At 59.3% G+C, this 21893-nt stretch carries 21 protein-coding genes and 2 tRNA genes; 9 read left to right on the top strand and 14 right to left on the bottom strand.

Features of this window, described 5'->3' with window-relative positions; genetic code table 11:
- Window positions 1-21: 21 nt before the first annotated feature.
- The gene (gene lepA / locus N6L24_RS00315) at window positions 22-1821 is read right to left on the bottom strand and encodes a translation elongation factor 4 (RefSeq protein WP_271842648.1); all 1800 of its coding nucleotides are present in this window, start codon (window positions 1819-1821) and stop codon (window positions 22-24) included.
- 189 nt (window positions 1822-2010) lie between these two features.
- On the opposite strand from lepA, the gene N6L24_RS00310 reads away from it, so the two are divergent.
- Complete coding sequence (locus N6L24_RS00310; protein WP_271842647.1) at window positions 2011-2442, top strand: BLUF domain-containing protein; 432 nt, start codon at window positions 2011-2013, stop codon at window positions 2440-2442.
- Here the strand turns inward: N6L24_RS00310 and arsJ are convergent.
- From arsJ to N6L24_RS00285, 5 genes are all read right to left on the bottom strand, one after another.
- Window positions 2439-3692, bottom strand: a complete 1254-nt coding sequence (arsJ, locus tag N6L24_RS00305; RefSeq protein WP_271842646.1) for an organoarsenical effux MFS transporter ArsJ — start codon at window positions 3690-3692, stop codon at window positions 2439-2441. The genes N6L24_RS00310 and arsJ overlap by 4 nt on opposite strands.
- Window positions 3693-3713: 21 nt before the next feature.
- Window positions 3714-4712, bottom strand: a complete 999-nt coding sequence (locus N6L24_RS00300; protein ID WP_271842645.1) for an ArsJ-associated glyceraldehyde-3-phosphate dehydrogenase — start codon at window positions 4710-4712, stop codon at window positions 3714-3716.
- A gap of 20 nt (window positions 4713-4732) precedes the next feature.
- Window positions 4733-5782 carry an ACR3 family arsenite efflux transporter gene (gene arsB, locus N6L24_RS00295; protein ID WP_271842644.1) on the bottom strand — a complete coding sequence of 350 codons (1050 nt, stop codon included), beginning with the start codon at window positions 5780-5782 and terminating at the stop codon, window positions 4733-4735.
- A complete protein-coding gene (locus tag N6L24_RS00290) occupies window positions 5775-6146 on the bottom strand; it encodes an ArsR/SmtB family transcription factor (RefSeq protein WP_271842643.1) in 372 nt (123 codons plus the stop codon). Before N6L24_RS00290 ends, arsB begins: the two co-directional genes overlap by 8 nt.
- Window positions 6147-6214: 68 nt before the next feature.
- Complete coding sequence (locus N6L24_RS00285) at window positions 6215-6679, bottom strand: Lrp/AsnC family transcriptional regulator (RefSeq protein WP_271842642.1); 465 nt, start codon at window positions 6677-6679, stop codon at window positions 6215-6217.
- A gap of 105 nt (window positions 6680-6784) precedes the next feature.
- Here N6L24_RS00285 and N6L24_RS00280 point away from each other — a divergent pair, with 105 nt between their 5' ends.
- Window positions 6785-8236 (top strand): aminotransferase class V-fold PLP-dependent enzyme, encoded by a 1452-nt coding sequence (locus N6L24_RS00280; RefSeq protein WP_271842641.1) that lies wholly within the window; start codon window positions 6785-6787, stop codon window positions 8234-8236.
- A gap of 405 nt (window positions 8237-8641) precedes the next feature.
- Here the strand turns inward: N6L24_RS00280 and N6L24_RS00275 are convergent, their stop codons facing one another.
- Entirely contained in the window at window positions 8642-9052 is a 411-nt protein-coding gene (locus N6L24_RS00275) for a PaaI family thioesterase (protein ID WP_271842640.1), read from the bottom strand.
- A 126-nt stretch (window positions 9053-9178) separates the two neighbouring features.
- On the opposite strand from N6L24_RS00275, the gene N6L24_RS00270 reads away from it, so the two are divergent.
- A complete protein-coding gene (locus N6L24_RS00270; RefSeq protein WP_271842639.1) occupies window positions 9179-10090 on the top strand; it encodes a pirin family protein in 912 nt (303 codons plus the stop codon).
- Window positions 10091-10110: 20 nt separating this feature from the next.
- Here the strand turns inward: N6L24_RS00270 and N6L24_RS00265 are convergent, their stop codons facing one another.
- Window positions 10111-10698 (bottom strand): TetR/AcrR family transcriptional regulator, encoded by a 588-nt coding sequence (locus tag N6L24_RS00265; protein ID WP_271842638.1) that lies wholly within the window; start codon window positions 10696-10698, stop codon window positions 10111-10113.
- Between the two features lie 163 nt (window positions 10699-10861).
- Here N6L24_RS00265 and N6L24_RS00260 point away from each other — a divergent pair, with 163 nt between their 5' ends.
- From N6L24_RS00260 to N6L24_RS00240, 5 genes are all read left to right on the top strand, one after another.
- On the top strand, window positions 10862-12148 hold the full coding sequence (locus N6L24_RS00260; RefSeq protein ID WP_271842637.1) for a homoserine dehydrogenase: 1287 nt from the start codon (window positions 10862-10864) through the stop codon (window positions 12146-12148).
- 90 nt (window positions 12149-12238) lie between these two features.
- Complete coding sequence (gene glpX / locus N6L24_RS00255; RefSeq protein WP_271842636.1) at window positions 12239-13210, top strand: class II fructose-bisphosphatase; 972 nt, start codon at window positions 12239-12241, stop codon at window positions 13208-13210.
- Between the two features lie 21 nt (window positions 13211-13231).
- Window positions 13232-14974 (top strand): single-stranded-DNA-specific exonuclease RecJ, encoded by a 1743-nt coding sequence (gene recJ, locus N6L24_RS00250; RefSeq protein ID WP_271842635.1) that lies wholly within the window; start codon window positions 13232-13234, stop codon window positions 14972-14974.
- 154 nt (window positions 14975-15128) lie between these two features.
- A tRNA-Glu gene (locus tag N6L24_RS00245) sits at window positions 15129-15203 on the top strand.
- A 47-nt stretch (window positions 15204-15250) separates the two neighbouring features.
- A tRNA-Glu gene (locus N6L24_RS00240) sits at window positions 15251-15325 on the top strand.
- A gap of 36 nt (window positions 15326-15361) precedes the next feature.
- On the opposite strand, the gene N6L24_RS00235 is transcribed toward N6L24_RS00240, so the two are convergent.
- The 5 genes from N6L24_RS00235 to N6L24_RS00215 form a co-directional block, all read right to left on the bottom strand.
- Window positions 15362-16411: a GGDEF domain-containing protein gene (locus tag N6L24_RS00235; protein WP_271842634.1), complete on the bottom strand. Its 1050-nt coding sequence runs from the start codon at window positions 16409-16411 to the stop codon at window positions 15362-15364.
- Window positions 16408-16995 carry a heme NO-binding domain-containing protein gene (locus tag N6L24_RS00230; protein WP_271842633.1) on the bottom strand — a complete coding sequence of 196 codons (588 nt, stop codon included), beginning with the start codon at window positions 16993-16995 and terminating at the stop codon, window positions 16408-16410. The genes N6L24_RS00235 and N6L24_RS00230 overlap by 4 nt, the downstream gene beginning before the upstream one ends.
- Window positions 16996-17059: 64 nt before the next feature.
- On the bottom strand, window positions 17060-18820 hold the full coding sequence (locus tag N6L24_RS00225) for a DUF4153 domain-containing protein (protein ID WP_271842632.1): 1761 nt from the start codon (window positions 18818-18820) through the stop codon (window positions 17060-17062).
- A gap of 80 nt (window positions 18821-18900) precedes the next feature.
- Entirely contained in the window at window positions 18901-19626 is a 726-nt protein-coding gene (locus N6L24_RS00220; RefSeq protein WP_271842631.1) for an HAD family hydrolase, read from the bottom strand.
- A gap of 3 nt (window positions 19627-19629) precedes the next feature.
- Window positions 19630-19914 carry a DUF3572 domain-containing protein gene (locus N6L24_RS00215; protein WP_271842630.1) on the bottom strand — a complete coding sequence of 95 codons (285 nt, stop codon included), beginning with the start codon at window positions 19912-19914 and terminating at the stop codon, window positions 19630-19632.
- A gap of 75 nt (window positions 19915-19989) precedes the next feature.
- Between N6L24_RS00215 and N6L24_RS00210 the strand changes: the two genes are divergently transcribed.
- Complete coding sequence (locus N6L24_RS00210; RefSeq protein WP_271842629.1) at window positions 19990-21369, top strand: diguanylate cyclase; 1380 nt, start codon at window positions 19990-19992, stop codon at window positions 21367-21369.
- A 16-nt stretch (window positions 21370-21385) separates the two neighbouring features.
- On the opposite strand, the gene N6L24_RS00205 is transcribed toward N6L24_RS00210, so the two are convergent.
- Window positions 21386-21889 (bottom strand): periplasmic heavy metal sensor, encoded by a 504-nt coding sequence (locus tag N6L24_RS00205; RefSeq protein ID WP_271842628.1) that lies wholly within the window; start codon window positions 21887-21889, stop codon window positions 21386-21388.
- Between the last annotated feature and the right edge of the window lie 4 nt (window positions 21890-21893).

Genomic DNA, 21893 nt, shown 5'->3' with positions numbered 1-21893 from the left:
AAAACCCCGCCCTACATTCCTTTAGTCATCCATCTTCAGCGCTGAAATAAACGCTTCTTGCGGGATGTCGACCTTGCCGAATTGGCGCATCTTCTTCTTACCGGCCTTCTGCTTTTCCAGCAGTTTCTTCTTCCGGGTTGCGTCGCCGCCGTAACATTTTGCGGTCACGTCTTTGCGCAGCGCAGACAATGTTTCGCGGGCAATTACCTTGCCGCCAATCGCCGCCTGAATCGGGATTTTGAACATGTGGCGCGGGATCAAATCCTTGAGCTTTTCGCACATGGCACGGCCCCGGGTTTCAGCCCGGTCGCGATGCACCATGGTCGAAAGCGCATCCACCGGCTCATCATTGACCAGCACCGACATCTTCACAAGGTTATCCTCGCGATAGCCGGTCATCTGATAGTCAAAAGACGCATAGCCCTTGGTGACAGATTTCAGCCGATCATAAAAATCAAACACCACCTCGTTCAGCGGCAGATCATAGACCACCATGGCGCGGGTCCCGGCGTAGGTCAGGTCTTCCTGAATGCCGCGACGGTCCTGACACAGTTTCAGCACGTCACCCAGATACTCATCCGGCACCAGAATGGTCGCTTTGATGCGCGGCTCTTCCAGGTGGTCCACCTTGGACATGTCGGGCATGTCGGCGGGGTTGTGCAGCTCGATCATCTCGCCGTCTTTCATGTAGACGTGATAAATCACCGAGGGGGCGGTTGTGATCAGTTCGATGTTATATTCGCGTTCGATCCGGTCGCGGATCACTTCGAGGTGCAGCAGCCCCAAGAAGCCACAGCGGAAGCCAAAGCCCAGCGCCGCTGACGTTTCCATTTCAAAGCTGAAAGAGGCATCGTTGAGCGCCAGCTTGTCGATGGCGTCGCGCAGATCTTCAAATTCAGAGCTGTCCACCGGGAACAGACCACAGAACACCACAGGCTGCGCTGGCTTAAAGCCCGGCAGCGCGGTTTCGGTGCCATTGCGGTCATTGGTGATGGTGTCCCCGACGCGGGTGTCGCGCACCTGTTTGATTGAGGCGGTCAGAAAGCCGATCTCGCCCGGCCCCAATTCGTCAATCATCTGCATTTCAGGGCGGAAGACCCCGACGCGGTCGACATTGTGCAGCGTGCCGTTGGACATGAATTTGACGCGCATGCCCTTTTTCAGGGTGCCATCCATGATCCGCACCAAAACGATCACGCCCAAATAGGCGTCATACCAGCTGTCCACCAGCATCGCTTTCAGCGGCGCATCACGGTCGCCCTTTGGGGCAGGCAGTTCTTTGACAACCGCCTCAAGCGTTTCGACAATCCCCTGCCCGGTTTTGGCCGACACCTGAATGGCGCCCGTGGCGTCAATGCCGATCACATCTTCGATCTGCTCGGCGACACGGTCACAATCGGACGCTGGCAGGTCAATCTTGTTCAGAACCGGCACAATCTCGTGGTCCGCATCAATCGCCTGATAGACGTTGGCCAATGTCTGCGCCTCAACCCCTTGGGTGCTGTCCACCACCAAGAGCGAGCCTTCCACCGCACGCATGGAGCGGGAGACCTCATAGGCAAAGTCGACGTGGCCGGGGGTGTCGATCAGATTGAGAACATAGGTTTCGCCATCCTGCGCCTTGTATTCAATGCGCACGGTGTTGGCCTTGATGGTGATGCCGCGCTCGCGCTCGATATCCATGCTGTCCAAAAGCTGCGCTTTCATATCGCGGACTTCCACAGTGCCCGTCTCTTGGATGAGGCGGTCAGCAAGTGTGGATTTACCATGGTCAATATGCGCGACGATGGAGAAGTTACGGATTTTGGAAAGCTCTGTCATAAAGGCGGATATGTCGTGGAAACGCCTTCTGGTCAAGCTCTGACGTGATGGCGCCCGCCACTTGTTTCACGGGGTGTTTCATGGGCGGATCAGGCGTTGGCGCTGCCGGGGCGGTTTGACCTTGATCAAGGCGGAAACGAAGTCTCGGAATTAGACTTCTTGAGATTTTAGCACCCGCAGAGGCCAACCATGATTTTTCGCAAAATTTACCTGAGTACGGCCCCGCACGCCCCAACGGCCGATCAACTTCTCAGCCTGATGGAGGTGGCGCGGCGCAACAACAGCCGCGACGGCATCACCGGGCTGACCGCCTATCACGACTATACATTCATCCAAGTGCTCGAAGGTCCCTTTGACAAGGTCGAGGCTTGCTTTCATCGGATCCTGCAGAACCCGATGCATGACAACATTCTTGTCGCGCACGAAGAATACGCCAAGGACCGCATATTTGACGATTACGCGATGGCCTTTGTCCCGCTCAAAGGGGCCGACGCGGCCAGCGCCCAGGCGTTCGAAGATTTGCGCAAGGTCTTTCATGGCCCCCGCGCCGCGCAGATCCAGCGCGACGCAACAACAGCTGGCTTTCTTGAGGCGTTTCGCCAGTCGCTGCCCGGGCTTTAAGCGGCCATGCGCAACTGCCGCGCGGCGATGGCAGACGCCCCGGCCATCGCTGCTGCGGTCAAAAGGCACAGCGGCAGGCCACCGAGTTGATAACTCAGCCCCGACAGCAGCGTGCCAATCAGCCGCCCTGCGGCATTGGACATATAGTAAAAGCCAACATCCAGCGTGACCCGCTCCGCGCTAGTAAAGGCAAGGATCAGATAGCTGTGCAGCGCGCTGTTGACCGCAAAGACGAAGCCAAATAGCAAGAGCCCTCCCACGAGCACCGCTGTTAGCCCCGGCACATTAAGCGCGACGGCGAGCGCAAGGACCGCCGGGATCAAGGTCAAAATCGCACACCATGTGGCGGCGCTGCGGCTCAGCGCAGCGGTGTCGCGCGCTTGTGCATTCAGAATGCGCGGCGCAATGCCCTGCACAAACCCATAAAGGATGATCCAAACCGCCATAAAGCTGCCGATGGTGAAAAACGCAGCGCGGTTTCCCGCCACGCTGCCATCTGACAGCACCGAATAGAAATAGATCGGGATGCCCACCACAAACCAAACATCACGCGCCCCAAACAGGAACATCCGCGCCAGACTTAGCCGGTTGATCTGCGCGTCTTTGGAAAAGACTTGATTGAACTTGGCAGATTTCTTGCCCTGCGGCAGCCCAGAGGGCATGAACAGCATTGTGCCCAGCAGGATCAAGGCCAGCAGCGCCGCCATCAGCCAGATGGCAACGTGAAACCCGGCCAATGCCAAGAGCGCCGCGCCCAAAAGGAAGCCAAGGCCTTTAACCGCATTCTTGGATCCGGTCAGCACCGCCACCCAACGAAACAGGCTGCCATCGCCTTTGGGCGCAAGCACTTTGACCGCCGATTTTGCCGACATCTTGCTGAGATCCTTGGCGATACCCGACAGCCCCTGCACGCCCATGACAAATCCCACCGAAGCGGCCAGCGACCAGCTGGGATCCAGCTGTGCCAGCAGCACCAGCGCCACGATCTGCAAACCCAGCCCCGCATAGAGCGTTGAGGTCAGGCCAAACCGCGCCGCCAGCCACCCGGCAGACAGGTTGGTGACAACACCCATCAACTCATAAAGCAGGAAAAGATAAGCAAGCTGTATCGCCGAAAACCCCAGCGTATGAAAATGCAGCAACACCAACATGCGCAGCGCGCCGTCGGTCAACATGAAGGCCCAATAGGCGGCCGTGACGGTGATATAGGCCGCAAGCCCGCTGCGTGATGTCTGGCCTGTGTCGCTCATGCCCCTGCCCGCCTCTGTGGGTTAGATCGACTGCGCGACCATTTTGGTGATATCGGCCAGACGGCTGACATATCCCCATTCATTGTCATACCAAGCATAGATCTTCACCTGACGTTTGTTCACCACCATGGTCGAAGGCGCATCCACAATGGTGGAGCGGTCATCATTGGTGAAATCACAGCTGACCAGCGGACGCGGCTCATATCCCAGAATGCCCGCGAGCGCGGTCTCGCTGGCCTCTTTCAGGGCTGCGTTCACCTCTTCCTCGGTGACGTCACGCGCCACGTCAAAAACGATATCGGTCAATGAGGCGTTCAACAGCGGCACCCGCACCGCATGGCCGTTGATGCGCCCCTCAAGCTCTGGGAAAATTTGAATGACCGCCTTGGCTGAGCCGGTGGTGGTCGGCACCAGCGAATTCAGAGCAGAACGCGCGCGGCGTGGATCTTTGTGAGCTTTGTCGACAATGGTCTGCGTGTTGGTCACATCGTGGATCGTGGTAAAGGACGCCTGCTCAATCCCAAAGACTTCGTGCATGACCTTGACCACCGGCGCGATGCAATTGGTGGTGCAGCTGGCGGCAGTCACAATGCGCTGATCCTCATAGATATCGTGGTTGACGCCATAGACGATATTGGCCGCGCCTGGGATTTTGACTGGGGCGGAGACAACGATCTTTTTCACGCCAGCATCAAAATACGGCTGCAATGTCTCTGCGGTTTTGAATTTACCCGAACATTCGATCACCAGGTCAATGCCGCTTAGGTCCAGCTCTGCCGGGCTGCTGGCTTGGGTAAAGCGCAAATGCTGATCATTGATGGTGATGCTTTCATCATCATGGCCGACCTTGGCTGGCCAGGTGCCGTGCACCGTGTCAAACTCCACCAGCAGCGCATGGGTGGCGATATCGCCAACAGGATCGTTCAGCAGGGCAATCTGCCCACCCAGCCCCATGTCAAACAGACGGCGCAGCACCAGTTTGCCCATGCGCCCCAGGCCATTGATTGCGATCTTTGTCATGTTCTCAAATCCTCAGAAATTCAGGTGGAAAACCAGCCGCGCGTGCGATTGGCAAAAGCCACAAGCGACAGCATCACCGGCACTTCGACCAAAACGCCAACCACGGTCGCCAAAGCAGCGCCAGAGCCAAGGCCAAACAGGCTGATCGCGACGGCGACGGCAAGTTCAAAGAAATTGGAAGTGCCAATCAGCGCGCAGGGTGCGGCCACATTGAAGGGCACGTTCCACAGCCGCGCTGCGCCATAGGCCAAAAAGAAAATGCCATAGCTTTGAATAAGCAGCGGAATGGCAATCAGCAGGATCACTAGCGGCTTATCCAGAATGACCTGCGCCTGAAAGCCAAAGAGCAATAGAACCGTCAGGATTAGCCCCATGATCGAGGCCGGCTTGACCCGCGCCTGAAACGCTGAGACCGCGGTTTCGCCCCCCCGGCGCAGCAGCATGCGGCGCGTGATCAGCCCAGCAATCAGCGGCAGCGCGACGTAAAGCAACACCGACAGCACCAGCGTATCCCACGGCACAACAATATCCGTTACACCAAGCAGCAGCGCCACAATCGGCGCAAAGGCAAAGACCATAACCACGTCATTCACCGACACCTGCACCAGCGTATAGGTCGCATCACCCCGCGTCAGATTGGACCAGACAAAAACCATCGCCGTACACGGTGCCGCGCCCAGCAGGATCACCCCGGCGATATAGGCCTGCGCGTCATCAGCCGGAATCCAACCGGCAAAAAGCACCTCAAAAAACAGAACGCCCAGCGCAGCCATGGTAAAAGGTTTGATCAGCCAATTGACCACCAGCGTGATGACCAGCCCCTTGGGCCGGTCGCCAATTTTGCGCAGGGCCGAAAAATCGACGCCCACCATCATCGGATAGACCATCGCCCAAATCAGCACCGCCACCGGCAGGTTGACCGACGCAACCTCAAGCCCAGCAAGCGCCGCAAAGCCGCCCGGCATCAGACTGCCCAGCACCAGCCCAGCGAGAATGGCAAGGCCAACCCAAAGCGACAGCAGCCGCTCAAACCTGCCCAGGCCAGCGTCTATCTCAGCGGTGTCAGTCATCAGAAATGTCCTTATTTTGGGTGATTTGCGTGCCGCAGCCGCCGGAAAGCCCCGCGATCAACGGGTCACACAGATCTGGCCGCCCGCCGCAACAATCTTGCAAAAGGAAGGACAACAGCCCGGACAGCCCATCCATATTGGCGAAATATCGGATCGCGCGCCCTTCGCGCATGTTGCGCACCAATCCTGCGCCCAGCAGGATCGCCAGATTGGAAGACATCGTGTTCTGCCGCGCGTCCAGTGCATCGGCAATTTCCCCAGCGAGCATCCCGGCCTCCCCCGCCTGCACGAGCAAGCGAAAGGCCTCCAGACGCGAAGCCTGGCTCAGGGCGCTGAACGCATTAAGGGCTGAAGTGTTATCCATATATCGCGAATTATCGATATATGCGCGGCGCGTCAATTTTTGTTGTGTGAAACTTTCATGACAGGCGGTCAGCCATGCAGGCTGAGCGGCCGATCCTCTAGCATGGTTTCCATGCTGAACAATCCCGTGACGGTATCCAACTCAAACCCAGTGGTGATCCGGCGATAGGCGCGGTCATAGCCCGCCATGCCCCGGGTCACGACCTTTAGCATATAGTCCCAATCCCCGCCGATGCGGTGCATTTCGGCGACTTCGGGGATGCGCGCGACATGCGCCCTGAATTTTTCGGCCCAGTCGACAGAATGGTTGCGGGTCCGGATCATGACAAACACCGTCAGATCCAGACCCAGCCGCGTCGCGTCAAGGCGCATCCGCTCGCCCTGCATGAAACCAGCCTCTTCAAGACGTTTTAACCGCCGCCATAGGGCGTTCTGACTCAACCCAACCTTCTCCGCGATTCCGCGCTGTGACAGCCCGGCATCGCGTTGAATGGCGTCGAGTATTCTGCGATCAGTTTCGTCTATTTTCTCCATTCTGTATATCAAATGACACACCTTTTTAGAAATATCCAGATCTTATTGGGCAAAATTTTGAATTTCTTCGGTCTAATATTTTGGAAATCACATCAAAGGCCGATCATGCTCTCTTCTCCTTCTGCCCTGTTGAAATTTGAAAACGATCTGCGCGCGCAGCCTGACCCGATCGCCGCTCTTCGTAGCGGCCTGATTGGCGCAGGCCGCACCATCGTCACCCCGCAAGGCACCAAGAAGCTCATCTATGCGGATTATGTCGCCTCGGGGCGCGCCCTGCGGCAGGTCGAAGATTTTGTGATGTCCGAAGTGCTGCCCTATTACGCCAATTCTCATACCGAGCAGAGCTATTGCGGCGCGCGCATGACGCACATGCGCGAGCAGGCGCGGCGGATCATCGCCGAAAAATGCGGGGCAACCACGGCAGAGCATGCGGTAATTTTCGGCGGCGCAGGCGCGACCACCGGCCTTAATCAACTGGTGCATCTCTTTGGCATCAAGGCGGCGCTGCGCGCGGGCCAACACGTGTTCGTCTTGACCGGCCCCTACGAACATCACTCAAACCTGCTGCCGTGGCGCGAAAGCGGTGCCGAGGTCATTGAGTTGCCCGAAGCCCCAGACGGCGGTGTTGATCTGGATGCACTTGCCCAGCGCCTGAAAACCCTTAGTCGCAAGGGCATGGTTATCGGGAGCTTTTCTGCGGCCTCCAATGTCACCGGGGTTTGCACAGATCCGGCCCCGATTACGGCGCTCTTCAACGCGCATGGCGCGCGCATCATCTGGGATTACGCCGGTGGTGGCCCGTATTTGCCGATCTCAATGCAGCCCGGCGGCGCGATGGCGGATGCCATCGTGCTCAGCCCGCATAAGTTCATCGGTGGTCCAGCGGCATCCGGCGTTTTGATCGTCCGGCGCGCCGCCGCGATAAGCACAACACCCAGCCGCCCGGGGGGCGGTACAGTGTCCTTTGTGAACGCAGAGCGCCATGACTATGTGACACGGCTTGAGCAACGCGAGGAAGGCGGCACCCCCAATGTCATCGGCGACATTCGCGCGGCTTTGGCGCTGATTGTCAAAGACGTGATCGGCCAGGAGCGCATCAGCAAAATCAACCAGAAATTGTGCAAACGTGCATTTGATGCTTGGCATGATCATCCACAAATTGGGCTGCTTGCGCCGCGGCAACGCCTCAGGCTGCCGATCTTTTCTTTTGCGCCCCGCACCCAGAATGGCCGCCCGCTGAACTACAAGGCCTTCACCACCGCGCTTTCGGACCATTACGGCATTCAGGCCCGCGGTGGCTGTAGCTGCGCGGGGCCCTATGTGCATCGGCTGCTGCATATCAACAGCGCGCAATCTGCCCTGCTACGACGCGAAATCCTGCTGGGCAATGACAGCAACAAACCCGGATTTGTGCGGTTCAACTTGAGCTATTTGATGGACGACGCCACCGTGGACGCCATTCTGACAGCCGTTCCAGCGCTGATTGCGCAGCTAGAGGCAGGCGACCCTGTGGAGAATTTAGGGATATCCTGTGGACATCATCAGCACAGCACATAAGGGGCTGCGGTTAACCCGCTGAAACTCAGCATAAGCGATGAGACAGGCGCTGTGGATGATTTGCAGAATGTTTTATCCACAGCCCGCAGCGCTGGAATGACAACAAAAGCGTGAAGACCCGAAAGACGTTCCACCGCAGAGCGTAGCTACGTTTAATATGCACAAGAAAATCACATTCAATTACGGCATCAAATTATTGAAATATATAATTTTATCTTAACTCAACCCTACATCCGACAATCCGCAAGACGCCATTGGAAAGCCCAAGAAATTGATTGCATTTTTCAGGGCAATTTAAGAATTGTGTGAATTTTGAAAATTGCAGGCGCTTTCGCGCCGGAATTTCACCCCGATAAGTTTGCAATTTGAAATTTATTCCGGCAGAGAATGCGCGCACGCGCTCCGTCAGAGCGCTGTTTTGCGCTTGAACGCACCCGACCCCCGGGCAATTTCGGTGCCATTTTCATCCGTAATTTGCGCCTCTGCAAAAAACAGCGACCGCCCGCCGCCGGTTTCCTGCGCGCGCGCAATCAATCGCTTGCCCGTGGGTCTCGCCAAGAAATTCACCGTCATCGAAACGGTCAACGCATAGGTTTTCTGGGTTTCGTCCCCGGTATAGCACCCCGCATATCCCATCGCCGTATCCAGCAAGGTCGCGTAAATTCCGCCATGGGGAATGCCCGCGCGGTTCATCAAATACGGGGCAAGCGGCAACTGCACCTCGGCCTGACCGGCGCTCCAGGCGGTCAGATTATACCCCAGATGGGACTGCAGCGCGGACCGCGCCTCGCCAAATGCATCGCGCTCATCCGACATCGCGCAACTCTCCCTATAATTGCAATTCCCCTAACAGGGCGCACAGACCCCGTGCCGCCATGCACAGCGGTCCCCCTTGGCCATAAGTCGCGCCGCCCCTACTTTCAATGCAGAAAGGAGAACATCATGTCTCTGCGACCCACATTAGAAACACGCCGCGCGCAGCCCACGATGGAGGGGGCCGGCGTGCATTTGCACCGCGCCTTTGGGTTTCATGACCCTTCGGAGTTGGACCCATTCCTGCTGTTTGATGATTTCCGCAATGACCGCCCCGAGGATTTTGAGCGCGGCTTCCCCTGGCATCCGCACCGCGGCATTGAAACCATCACCTATGTGCTGTCCGGCACGGTTGAGCATAGCGATAGCCTTGGCAACTCCGGCCAGCTTGGCGCAGGCGACATCCAATGGATGACGGCCGGATCCGGCATTCTGCATCAGGAAATGCCGCAAGGAAACGCGCAAGGTCAGATGCATGGCTTTCAGCTATGGGCCAACCTGCCTGCCTCGCTCAAGATGACCGCGCCGCGCTATCAAGACGTGCAAGGCACTGAAATTCCAGAAATTTTCGAAGATGACGGCACGCGGGTAAAGGTTGTGGTCGGCAGCTTCTGGGGCAAGACCGGGCCGGTTGATGGCATTGCCGCTGACCCGCAGTATCTCGATATCTTTGTGCCGCCCGGCGTCAAGAAAACCTTTCCGGTTGATACCTATCGCAGGGCGTTTGCCTATGTGTTTGAGGGGTCTGGTGCCTTTGCTGATGCCAGTGCGCCCAGTGGCGTTCTGCTCGAAAAGGAAGTGGCGGGCGAGGAATTGAACATTCGCGATATGTCCGGCAACCGCACGTTGGTACGCTTTGGCACCGGCGACGAGGTTACGGTCCAGGCCGGGCCCGAGGGCATCCGCTTTCTGCTGATTTCCGGCGCGCCCATTCAGGAACCCGTCGCCTGGCACGGCCCAATTGTGATGAACACCCGCGCCGAGCTTCAGCAAGCCTTTGCAGAGCTGAACAACGGGACATTTATCAAACCTGCGCATTAAATCGCCTCGGTGGCGGTCGATCAGGCCGCCACCGCCTTGCGCGCCATATCCCAATAGATGGCCTGCACCTCAGCCAGCGACAGCCGCCCTGTTTCGCGAAACCATGTGTTCACGCCGGTTAACATCGCAATCAACGCCATGGCGGTGATCTTTGTATCCGCCACGCCGAAGGCCCCGCTGGCGACGCCATCCTTCAAGATCCGCTCCAGTTCATCTTCATAGCGCCGCCGCAGCGCTTCGATGGTGCTAAAATTCTCGGGCGTGAGGTTGCGCAGCTCCATATAAGCGATGAAAACCGCATCTCGCCGCGCGTGGTGAAAACTGATGTGAAACTCGGCAAACCGCTTCAGCCGCTCCATCGCGCTGCCAGTCTGCGGCTGCGTCGCCCATGTCGCGGTCAAATCTTGCATGTGGCTTTGCATCAGCCCAAACAGCAGGCTCTGCTTGTCAGGCGTATAATTATAGAGCGCCCCGGCCTGCACCCCGACGGCCTGCGCAATCTGACGCATTGAGACGGCGGCGTACCCGTGACGCGCGAACAGCGCCTGCGCCTCTTGCAGAATTTTGGGTCCAGTGATTTCGGAATGCGATCCTGAGGTGCGCGCCATTTTCAGCCGTCAAAAAAGTGAACACTTGTTCTATTAATCTAGGGCACGCGCAGCTAATCGTCAAAACTTGGTTCCGAGCCTCTTTCAACGGTCATCCGCCGATTGCAGCCCCGCACCGAAAGCGCTACACGGCAAGGCAGCAGTGAAGTCAAAGGAGAATGTCATGACGACCCCCTTGCGCCTGGGTATTGCCGGGCTTGGCACCGTCGGAATTGGCGTGGTGAAAATTGTCCGCCAAAAAGCCAAGCTACTGGAGGCCCGTACCGGGCGCCCTGTGGTGATCACTGCTGTTTCCGCCCGCAGTCGCGACAAAGACCGCGGCGTGGTGCTGTCAGATTACGCCTGGGAAGATGACCCCGTGGCATTGGCACAGCGCGATGATGTCGATGTCTTTGTCGAATTGATGGGGGGGCACGACGGCACCACCAAGGCCGCGATCGAAGCGGCCATCGCTGCTGGTAAAGATGTTGTCACAGCCAACAAGGCACTGCTGGCGCATCACGGTCAGGCGCTGGCCGAAGCCGCCGAAGCCAAGGGTTGCGTGATCCGCTATGAGGCGGCCGTGGCCGGGGGCATCCCGGTGATCAAGGCGCTGACCGAGGGGTTGGCAGGCAATGAGATCACCCGCGTCATGGGGGTGATGAATGGCACCTGCAATTACATCCTGACCCGCATGCAAGACGCCAAACTGCCCTATGACGAGGTTTTTGCCGAAGCCGATGCCCTTGGCTATCTTGAGGCGGATCCAAATCTGGACGTCGGCGGCATCGACGCTGGGCACAAGCTGGCGATCTTGGCCTCGATTGCCTTTGGCACGCAGGTCGCCTTTGACCGGGTGCAGCTGGAAGGCATTCAGCGCATTTCCATCGACGATATCCGTCAGGCCAAAGACATGGGTTATCGGATCAAGCTTTTGGGGGTGGCCCAGATGACGGGCCGCGGGCTGGAGCAACGCATGACCCCCTGCTTGGTCCCTGCTGACAGCCCGCTTGGGCAGCTCAAAGGTGGCACCAATATGGTTGTGATCGAGGGCGACGCGGTTGAACAGGTTGTCTTGCGTGGCCCCGGCGCGGGCGAAGGCCCCACAGCCAGCGCGGTTGTCGGCGACATCTGCGATGTGGCACGCGGTCTGCGTCTGCCAACCTTTGGCGTGCCGGCAAAAGATCTAAAAGAACCACAGCAAGCCTATTCCAATTCGCCTGCCCCATATTATCTGCGGATGTCGCTGCTCGATCGCCCCGGTGCCCTGGCCAAAATCGCCACTATTCTGGGCGAAACCGGCATCAGCATTGACCGCATGCGGCAAGGCAAACATGTGGGCAACGAAGCGCCCGTGCTGATCGTCACCCATAAGACGCAGCAAAGCGCACTAAGGGAAGCTGTTGAAATGATGCAAAAAACCGGCGTTCTCGCAGCCGAGCCGGTGGCATTGCGCATTGAATCCGTCTGATTGACATGGCAGCGGGCCAGGCCGCGCTTGTTTGCGCCCGCCCGGACCGCTACACCTAAAGCACAACAATAAGATGCAAGGACCTTTCACATGACCAGCCAGCCCGAATTTCACGACCGTCTTTTGTCTCTCGGACTGGCCCGCGTTGCAGAGCAGGCGGCCCTTGCTTCTGCCAGCCTGGTGGGGCGCGGCGATGAAAAGGCCGCAGATCAGGCAGCGGTCAACGCCATGCGCGAACAACTGAACCTTTTGGAAATCGCCGGGGTTGTTGTGATCGGCGAAGGCGAACGCGACGAAGCGCCAATGCTCTACATCGGTGAAGAGGTTGGGACGGGCAATGGCCCGGGCGTGGACATCGCGCTGGACCCGCTAGAAGGCACAACGCTGACCGCCAAAGATATGCCCAACGCGCTGACCGTGATCGCCATGGGCCCACGCGGCTCCATGCTGCATGCGCCTGATGTCTATATGGAGAAACTGGCCATCGGGCCCGGTTTTCAAGAAGGCATCGTAACGCTGGACATGCCGCCCGCCACCCGGGTTTCGGCGCTCGCTACGGCCAAGGGCTGCCTGCCCAAAGATATCACCGTATGTATCCTTGAGCGCCCGCGCCATGAGGATATGATCGCCGAAGTGCGCAGCACCGGGGCGTCGATCCGCCTGATTACCGATGGCGACGTCGCCGGCGTGATGCATTGCGCTGATAGCGAGACCACTGGCATTGATATGTACATGGGCTCTGGCGGCGCACCCGAAGGGGTGCTGGCCGCTGCCGCGCTGAAATGCATGGGAGGGCAGATCCAGGGGCGTCTGCTGTTCCGAAATGACGATGAACGCGCCCGCGCCCGCAAGGCTGGCATCACCGATTTTGACCGCACATATACCCGCGATGAAATGGTCACGGCGGATGTGATCTTTGCCGCCACCGGCGTCACCGGCGGCTCGCTTCTGCCGGGGATCAAACGCTCTCCGGGCTGGCTTGAGACGACAACGCTTCTGATGCGCTCCAAATCCGGGTCGGTGCGCCGCATGACCTATCGCACGCCAAACACTGACGCCTAGGCCGGTCAACCGCGGGGGCACATGTCTGATTTTCTGAATGTTTCCAGTTCTCTGACCGGGCGACGCTGGGTTGGCCCCAGCATTGAAATTGACCGTGCTGCCGAAGCACTTGCCCAAGATACCCACCTGCCCCGCGCGCTGTGTCAGGTGCTGGCGCGTCGCGGCGTGCCCGCCTCTGAAGTCGAGAGCTTTCTGGCACCTGCCCTGCGGGACCTTTTGCCCGACCCACGCAGCCTGCGTGACATGGAGCGGGCGGCAGCGCGGTTTTTACAGGCCGTAAAGCACCGCGAACGCATTGCGATTTTTGCTGATTACGATGTGGACGGCGGCAGTTCAGGCGCGCTTTTGGTCACTTGGCTCCGCGCGATGGGGCGCGCGGCAACGCTATATGTGCCCGATCGGATCGACGAAGGGTATGGCCCTAACGACGCGGCCATGGCTGAGCTGGCGGCGCGGCATGACCTGATCGTCTGCGTGGATTGCGGCACGCTTTCGCACGGCCCGATTGCCGCTGCCAAAGACGCGGACGTGATCGTTCTGGATCACCACCTGGGCGGGGAAACCCTGCCGGACTGCCACGCCGTGGTGAACCCGAACCGGCAGGACGAAGATGGCGCGTTGGCGCATCTGTGTGCCGCCGCAGTGGTATTTCTGATGCTGGTCGAGGCCAATCGCCAAATGCGCGAGGACGGCGCGCAGGGGCCAGACCTCATGGCCATGCTGGATCTTGTCGCGCTGGCGACGGTGGCCGATGTTGCGCCGCTTATTGGCGTCAATCGCGCATTGGTGCGTCAGGGTTTGACGGTCATGGCGCGACGTGCCCGCCCCGGGCTGGTGGCGCTGGCGGATGTCAGCAGGATGGACACCGCGCCCAGCACCTATCACCTTGGCTTTCTGCTGGGGCCACGTGTGAATGCAGGGGGCCGTATTGGTCAGGCAGACTTGGGCGCGCGCCTCTTGGCGACCGAGGACATGCATGAGGCACAAGCGCTCGCCGAGCGCCTTGACATGCTCAACACCGAGCGCCGCGATATCGAGGCCGGCGTGCGCGCGGCGGCGGCGGCGCAGGCCGAAGAGCGCGGGCTTGATGCACCGCTGATCTGGGCCGCTGGCGAAGGCTGGCACCCCGGTGTTGTGGGCATTGTCGCCAGCCGCCTGAAAGAATCCAGCAATCGTCCCTCGGTGGTCATTGGCTTTGACGGCGATGAAGGCAAAGGATCGGGTCGTTCGGTCAGCGGTATTGATCTGGGCGCAGCCATCCAGCGCCTGGCCAGCGAAGGACTGCTGGTCAAAGGCGGCGGTCACAAAATGGCCGCCGGGCTGACGGTGATGCGCGATAAGCTTGAGCCAGCGATGGCGCGCCTGTCAGAACTTTTGGAGAAACAGGGCGCGGGTGACATTGGCCCGGCTGACCTGAAACTTGACGGGATGCTGATGCCCGGCGGCGCATCCATTGATCTGGTGCAGCAGATCGAAGCCGCCGGGCCGTTTGGCGCAGGCGCACCGGCCCCGCGCTTTGCCTTTCCCGAGGCCGAGATCCGCTTTGCCAAACGTATTGGCGACAGCCACCTGAAACTGACCTTTGGGGATGGCATGAGTGCGCGCCTCGATGCGATCTGCTTTGGCGCTTTTGACACACCGCTCGGTGCCGCGCTTGAGAATCACGGCGGCAAGCGGTTTCACCTGGCTGGACGCCTTGACATCAACACATGGGGCGGACGTCAGTCGGTGCAACTGAGGCTTGAGGATGCCGCCCCGGCATAACACACGCCTAGGTCTGGTTTTTCGCGGCTGCACAGGGCTTTGACCGTGCGGTATCGCGCCCCGTGCCGTGTCACAGGAAAAAATTCATCGGCCCGCGATTTTCCACTTGCGCGCCAAAGGCGCTTTGCATAAATACCGCCTCACGCTTCGGCACGGCCCGTTCGTCTATCGGTTAGGACGCCAGGTTTTCAACCTGGAAAGAGGGGTTCGATTCCCCTACGGGCTGCCACCGAAGCTAGAATTTTCCTGGAAAATTCGCCCTGCACAGCAGATGATGGCCCGTTCGTCTATCGGTTAGGACGCCAGGTTTTCAACCTGGAAAGAGGGGTTCGATTCCCCTACGGGCTGCCATTTTCTCTGACATTACAGCGATCTGAAGCGATTTGTTCATGCAGCATCGCTGGCATCTTTCTGCGCATCTTCGGCCTTTTTGATCTGCGCCTTGCGCCGCAAGGCACGGGTAAAGACTGTATACCGACCACGCCCATTTTCCTTGCTGGCATACAGCGCAAGATCCGCATTCGCAAACACCTGCTGCGCGGTCAAAACGGTGCCCGCCCGCACCGGCGCAATCCCGATACTGGCTGAAATCGTACAGGTGTCGCCCTTGAAAAAGATCGGCTCCTGCACCCGCGAAATGATCCGCTCAGCGATCGAGGTCAGCAGCGTTTCATCAACGTTGCCCTGAAACAGCAGGACAAATTCATCGCCGCCAATGCGCGCCACCTCATCCAATGCGCGGGTCTCTTCACGCAGGATCCGCGCCACCTGTTGCAAAACATAATCCCCCGCGGCATGGCCGCGCGTGTCGTTCACCGTCTTAAAGAAATCCAAATCCAGCTGCATCAGCGCAAATCCGACGCCCGCCGCAAGAAACCGCTGCAGAATATGATCGACCGCGCGCCGGTTTTTCAGCCCGGTCAGCGTATCGGTATAGGCCTGCGTTTCGGCAACGGCCTTTTCGGCTTGCAGACGACGATTAAGCTTGCGCGAGGCTTCCATTGCCGCTGATTTCGCCTCAACCAGATAGAGCATTTCCACAGCCAGATCCGTGGGGGCGAAATCGCTGCTGTTCAGGTGAAACCGCCGAACAGCATCGCGGAGGCTGATCCCGAACCCAAGGTTGACGATATGCATGCCAGCCATCGGTGCCGGTGCCACAATGGCCTGCAGTTTGACATCGCGGGCATGGCGCAGGCGCAGATGCACGCGGGTGCTGGTCTCGGTAAAAATCGCGTGGCTCATTTTCAGACGGCTTGGTCGGGTGATTTCAAACATGTCGAAAAACGCCCGCCCCTTGGGCGGCCCCCCGGTGCTGAGCTTGGCCAGCGTCGGCCCCACATGCGCGATGGTCTGGTCGGCATTCACCAACAGATGCATCGGGCAAATGACATCAAACATATCCGCCATAGCAGTGATATCATGCGTTTCGCTCACGCGACATGTGCCCCCAGGTCAAAGCCCCGGCCCGGGCTGAAATCAGCATCCACCAGCTTGATATCTATGATCTCTTCCCCCTCTTGCCCAAAGGCATGATCCAGCAGCGCCAGCGCCCCGTAGTCATCAGCCATTGTGCGCAAGAGCCCCATCAGCACATAGCCGAACCCGCCGTGAACATGGCGGCAGCTGAGGCTGTAGGCCCCGTCGCCAAGGTCATCCAGTTCAAGCTCTGGCAACTCAAGGTCTTCGACCGCAAGCCGGGATCTGTCGGCCAGATCATCAAGCGATTGCAGAAATTCAGGAAAGCTTTCGCCGCCAAATCGCAGCAGGCGGCGCAAAGCCTCAACATTGGGGTGCGTCACCAGATAGGTGCCGATATCTTCGAGCACCATCGCGCGTTTCACCCCCAGCGTTTTTACAATGGCAGCAATGACCTGTTCTGTCAGTGCATCTTCATAATGCAACATCGCCTCAAATTCAGCGAAGTCGAGCCGCGCAATGCGCACCACCTCTTCCCAACGGTCTGATCCGTAGGTGTCGGTGACAAAATACTGCAGCGCGCGGTTTATCAGACCATGCATGCGTGTCCTCGCTTTCGTTACGAAGGCAGGCTACGCGGAGGGCCTTAAGATTTTTCAAACGCGCTCAAAATCTCGGACTCAGCTCAAAATCTCCGATCCACAGCGATTGCTGACGCGAGGGGCCAATACGAAAACCACCCTCACCCAACTGCCGGATCTGCGCAGCGCTCAGCTGACCCTCCCCGCGCGCCGCGCGGATCACCCCGGCCCCGTCAAACCCGCCCGCCGCGGTGCCGTGCATGACAAACGCCCCGGCATTATGCGTGGTGCCGGGGACCACAAAAATCGCCCGTTCTTCGCCCGCCCGGCCAAAGGGGCCAAACACCAGCGAACAGCGCGGGGCTTCGGGCAAAGCGCAGAGGTCTAGCCACGCCTTGAGTTGCGCATGAAAGATCATAGCAAAGGCATCTGGCGCAAGGCGGCGGCCTTCGGGCCAGACGGCCACAAGCGGCACCAAGTCTGCGGACATGTCTGAGGCGGCGCGCTCGCCCTGCCCGCTGTCAAATTCCCAGCGCGAAAGCTCCGCTGCACGCTCAGTGTTTTGCTGCAATTCGGCGTGCGCAACACCGTCCAGCGCGGCTATTTGGTCAACCACCGCCTGCCCTGCCAGTCCCCAGTCATGCTGCAACTCCCAGACCGGCACCTCGTCTGCGGGCACCGCGCCGGCAAGGTAGCGATCCAACTGACTTTGGGATGCGATGTGTTCCGCATTCAGCAGCGGCGAGAGCCAAAGCGCCGCAAGCGCAAAGCTGATCACCGCCATCATAATATTGGACGTACGGATATGGTCAGCCCAGCGCGCGCCGCGCAGCACCGCAATCGCATAAAGCAGCGCATACCCAGATATCAGCAGCGCGGCGAGGGTCGCGGCAATGCGCGCCGGGCTCCAGCCATAGTCAGCAACGCGCAGCCAAATCGCCCAGAGCGCAAGGCCCGCAAGCACCGGCAGCAACAGCGCCATGGCTTGCGCAACACGCCGCATCCAGCGGTTGGCAATCGCGTCGATATCATCGCGGTCCAGCGCCGATGTCACCAGCGTGATCGTGACCACAGCCATACCCATCAGAACCGCCGCCGCAGAAAAATCACCAAACAATCCGCTCAGCCCGCGCAGCGGCAAGGCCAAGAGAAACACCACAGTGACCAGCAACACCATCGGCATCAACAGGCGCAGGAGGCGCAGCAGAAGATAAGGGGAGACATAGGCCCGCATGTCCTGCGCCACCGACAACGCCAGCCCCAGCGCCAGACCAGAGAGCACATAAGGCACGGGTTCCTGATCAATCAGATCGTCAATCAGCGTGATCCCGACGATCCCCAGCAGCGCATCAGACAAGAACAGAGCGCCCCAAAACAGCCCGACAAACAGCGCTGCCGCAGCATAGCGCACGACAATATTCCACGCGGTATCAAAGAGATAGGCATAATCTTGTGCTCGTCCGTCAACCAGCGCCGCCCCAAAGGGAGCCCCCACCACAAGCATCAGCGCCCAAGCCAGCGGCGCGAGGCCCGTGTCAAATTGTGCCCGCACCGTTTCAAACCCGGCGCTATGCCAGAAGAGCAGCGCCGCGGCGGAAAACGCCAGTACCAAGGCCACGCCAAGCGCGTGGCGCAACCGCAAAGGGCCCAGCAGCGCCAACAAGACCGTAAAGAACCCGCCTGTTGCGCTTGCCGTCCAAAGCAAAAATCGCTGGTCAGACAGCTGATCTGGCAGGACATGCACCAAAAGCCAGGCAGCGCAGCCGGCGCAGGCCCCGATAAGGCTCATGTACACCCGTGGTGCCATGGGCGCTTCGCCCGTTTCCGCCATGTGGTCTTGTGTCATCGCGCACCTGTCGTGTTATTTTTCCTCAGCCTACTGGCAGACAAAGCGCTTGCCCAGAGGGCACAAATAACACGCAGAGATTACAGCAAACTGGGGATATGCCCGATATGCGGCAGCACAATATCCGCAAGCGGGGCGAGCGTGTCTTCGGTGGCCAGACCGGTCAATACGCCAATGGTTTTCATGCCTGCCCGTCGCCCGGCGAGCAGATCGTGGGTGCTGTCGCCCACCATGATGACATCATGCGGCGCCAGCCCCATGTGCTGCGCAAACGCCAGCAGGGGCGCGGCGTCCGGCTTGGCCCCAAAGCCGCTGTCATGACCAATCACCATGTCAAAGCGATCGATGACGCCAGCGGCCTCCAAATGCGCCTTTGCGCCCATTTCTGTGTCATTGGTCATCACCCCGAGCTTAAGGCCGCGTGACCTGAGATCGTTCAGATAGGGCGAAAGCGGCACGGCGGGCACAATGTCTGCGCGGCTGGCGCTGATGGCAAGGTGCTGCTCAATCTCGGCCACGTTTTGCCCCGGCAGGGCCGAAGCCACCAGCTCCGCAGCCTCGCGGTTGGTGCCCGCGATCACCGGGCTCGTCGGCAGGAACTGACGGCTGCCAAGATCAAATTCAATCGCGGCGGCGATCCGCGATGCAACATCGGCGTCACCACCGGAAAAATAGTCGATAATGCCAATGGTCCAACCGTTCCAGGTGGCATTGAAATCAAACAAAGTGCCGTCTTTGTCAAACAGCACTGCCGAAGCTGTCAGGCTGACCTGTGACGCGCGATTTGGTGCCTTTTCAAATCCCATAGCTCAGGTCCAATTCACCTGCGCCCCACCGGGCAGCGCCTGTCGCGCGGCCATCGGGTGCGCGTAATCCAGACCCGCGCTGTCACAGAACGCGACAACCCAAGCGTCATCCATTGTGACAAAATCCAATATAGACGCCAAAAAAGCCGGATCACCGGCCTGCGATTTCAGATCCGAGACCGACGCACCGCTGGCCCCAAGAAAAACCGGCAACAGCTCCTCATTGCTGGCCAACCAACCAAGGGCCTGCAACCCGATGGTTTCTGCGGCCTCAGAATTTAATGACATTTTGATCTGCTTTCTAAAGGGTTTGTTAACCATCACGACGCAAGCTGACTCGAACCACTAACAAGGACAAGTCAGATGCCCGGCAAACTGCTGATAGTTGATAGCATTGCCACAAACCGGATCGTTTTGAAAGTTCGGCTTTCAGGGGCATTTTACGAGGTTTCCCAAGCCGCAACTCTGCAGGAGGCAGAGACGCTTCTAAAGCACGACAAGCCGGACATGATCCTGATCAACGAACAGCTTTCGGACGGCGATGCCCTTGGTTTCATTACGGATCTGCGCGCCGCGCCGCAAACGCGAGACCTGCCGATTGTTGTGCTTGCCGCAATGGAAAACCGCGTGACCCGCATTGCCGCGCTGCGCGCCGGTGCCAATGCGGTTTTGGCGCGACCCATTGACGATTTGGTGCTGCTGGCGCGTCTGCGCAGCCTCTTGCGCGACCGCGAAACCCGCGAAGAATACCAATTGCGCGAACGCACCAAAGAAACTTTTGGCCTTGCCGAAACTGCCGATCCCTTTGCCAAACGCCCGTCAGTGATGCTGGTCGTCCCTGAAAAACCGCTGGGTGTGCGCTGGCAAAGTCAGTTGAAAGCGCTCTCTCCCTATCAGATATCCTGCCAAAAACAGGAGTCAGTCCTGCAGAAACTGGCCAGCGACTCGGCACCGGATGTCTTTGTCATTGCCATTGATCCCAGCCAGCCAGCGCCAGCGCTGCGCCTTTTGGCGGAAATACGCGCGCGCGCCACATCGCGCTATAGCGGCATCCTGATGGTGATGCTGGCCCCGGACCGGCAAGTGATGATCGACGCGCTGGATCTGGGCGCACAGGACATCATGCCAGACGGGTTTGATACCGAAGAGATCACACTGCGCCTTGCGACGCTGGTGGCGCAAAAGCGCTATTCCGACCGGCTGCGCAACACGGTCACGCATGGGCTACAGGCGGCGCTGACCGATCCGCTGACCGGGCTGTTCAACCGGCGCTATGCGCTGCCGCACCTCAGCCGCATTGCGCAGCAGGCACAGGATCGCGGTCGATTTTTTGCCGTGCTCATTGCCGATATCGACCATTTCAAATCGGTGAATGACAGGTTTGGCCATGCCGCCGGCGATGTGGTGTTAACCGAAACGGCGCAGCGCCTGCGCAACAGCCTGCGCGCGGTGGATTTGCTGGCGCGGATCGGTGGGGAAGAATTCCTGATCGCCCTGCCAGATGTCAGTCAGAAGGATGCGGCCCAGACGGCACGGCGTCTGTGCGCGGCGCTGCGCGACTCGCCGATCGAAATTTGCGCCAGCAACGCAAAGGTCCCGGTCACCATCAGCATCGGCGCGAGCCTTGGGGGCGGCACATTGGCGCGCAGCACAGATGAAATCATGAAAGAAGCCGACCAGGCGCTTTATGCCGCCAAAACCGCCGGGCGTGATCGCGTCTTGTTCGCGTCGCTCCCCGCGTAAGCCGCCCGGCCCGACCTCAGTTGCGGGCGGGCTTGCCGGATTTTGGCCGAGTCAACAGGCGCTCTATCTCGTCAGCATAGACAGCACGTTCCGCATCGCTCATTTCTGAAACCGCCTTCAACCAGATCTCTTGCGCCGCGTCGCGCCGGTCATAAGACGCGCGTGCTTGGGCATCCAATTGCGCCTTGATCGCTTCAACGTCAAATGGTGTGGCCCGCATCAGGCTCAGCATCTCTTGATAGGCGGCGCGGGCGGCATCACGGCTGATGCCGCTCGTGCGGTGGTGCCGCCGGATCGCGCGCCCGATGTCGCGCCGGGTGTCGTCCGGCAGCGCGCGGGTATAGGCCCCCATGAAATCCGCATCCCGTGGCGCGCGATCCCCACCCTGTTTCTGGCCGAACACCGCCCCGAGCGCGAGGCCAAGCACAATCAGGTTGACCGCCAGCGATCCAATCAGCAGGGCGCGCAAGCCGGGCCGCATGGGCGCGCGTGGCGGGGGTGTGATCTTGTCTTGCGCCATGCCT

The organism is Cognatishimia sp. SS12 (genome assembly GCF_028369055.1).
Taxonomy (GTDB): Bacteria; Pseudomonadota; Alphaproteobacteria; order Rhodobacterales; family Rhodobacteraceae; genus Cognatishimia.
Note: the sequence above shows the minus strand (reverse complement) of the source record. Positions and strands in the feature narration are given on the sequence as shown.

Excerpts from the sequence above, each read along its gene's own strand:
- arsJ (WP_271842646.1), bottom strand. The coding sequence starts at position 3,692 with ATGAGCGACACAGGCCAGACATCACGCAGCGGGCTTGCGGCCTATATC.
- recJ (WP_271842635.1), top strand. The coding sequence starts at position 13,232 with ATGTCTGATTTTCTGAATGTTTCCAGTTCTCTGACCGGGCGACGCTGG.
- N6L24_RS00225 (WP_271842632.1), bottom strand. The coding sequence starts at position 18,820 with ATGACACAAGACCACATGGCGGAAACGGGCGAAGCGCCCATGGCACCA.
- N6L24_RS00310 (WP_271842647.1), top strand. The coding sequence starts at position 2,011 with ATGATTTTTCGCAAAATTTACCTGAGTACGGCCCCGCACGCCCCAACG.
- N6L24_RS00275 (WP_271842640.1), bottom strand. The coding sequence starts at position 9,052 with ATGTCGGATGAGCGCGATGCATTTGGCGAGGCGCGGTCCGCGCTGCAG.
- N6L24_RS00205 (WP_271842628.1), bottom strand. The coding sequence starts at position 21,889 with ATGGCGCAAGACAAGATCACACCCCCGCCACGCGCGCCCATGCGGCCC.
- N6L24_RS00210 (WP_271842629.1), top strand. The coding sequence starts at position 19,990 with ATGCCCGGCAAACTGCTGATAGTTGATAGCATTGCCACAAACCGGATC.
- N6L24_RS00300 (WP_271842645.1), bottom strand. The coding sequence starts at position 4,712 with ATGACAAAGATCGCAATCAATGGCCTGGGGCGCATGGGCAAACTGGTG.
- N6L24_RS00260 (WP_271842637.1), top strand. The coding sequence starts at position 10,862 with ATGACGACCCCCTTGCGCCTGGGTATTGCCGGGCTTGGCACCGTCGGA.
- N6L24_RS00285 (WP_271842642.1), bottom strand. The coding sequence starts at position 6,679 with ATGGAGAAAATAGACGAAACTGATCGCAGAATACTCGACGCCATTCAA.
- N6L24_RS00220 (WP_271842631.1), bottom strand. The coding sequence starts at position 19,626 with ATGGGATTTGAAAAGGCACCAAATCGCGCGTCACAGGTCAGCCTGACA.
- N6L24_RS00230 (WP_271842633.1), bottom strand. The coding sequence starts at position 16,995 with ATGCATGGTCTGATAAACCGCGCGCTGCAGTATTTTGTCACCGACACC.
- N6L24_RS00280 (WP_271842641.1), top strand. The coding sequence starts at position 6,785 with ATGCTCTCTTCTCCTTCTGCCCTGTTGAAATTTGAAAACGATCTGCGC.
- N6L24_RS00265 (WP_271842638.1), bottom strand. The coding sequence starts at position 10,698 with ATGGCGCGCACCTCAGGATCGCATTCCGAAATCACTGGACCCAAAATT.
- lepA (WP_271842648.1), bottom strand. The coding sequence starts at position 1,821 with ATGACAGAGCTTTCCAAAATCCGTAACTTCTCCATCGTCGCGCATATT.
- glpX (WP_271842636.1), top strand. The coding sequence starts at position 12,239 with ATGACCAGCCAGCCCGAATTTCACGACCGTCTTTTGTCTCTCGGACTG.
- N6L24_RS00215 (WP_271842630.1), bottom strand. The coding sequence starts at position 19,914 with ATGTCATTAAATTCTGAGGCCGCAGAAACCATCGGGTTGCAGGCCCTT.
- N6L24_RS00270 (WP_271842639.1), top strand. The coding sequence starts at position 9,179 with ATGTCTCTGCGACCCACATTAGAAACACGCCGCGCGCAGCCCACGATG.
- arsB (WP_271842644.1), bottom strand. The coding sequence starts at position 5,782 with ATGACTGACACCGCTGAGATAGACGCTGGCCTGGGCAGGTTTGAGCGG.
- N6L24_RS00290 (WP_271842643.1), bottom strand. The coding sequence starts at position 6,146 with ATGGATAACACTTCAGCCCTTAATGCGTTCAGCGCCCTGAGCCAGGCT.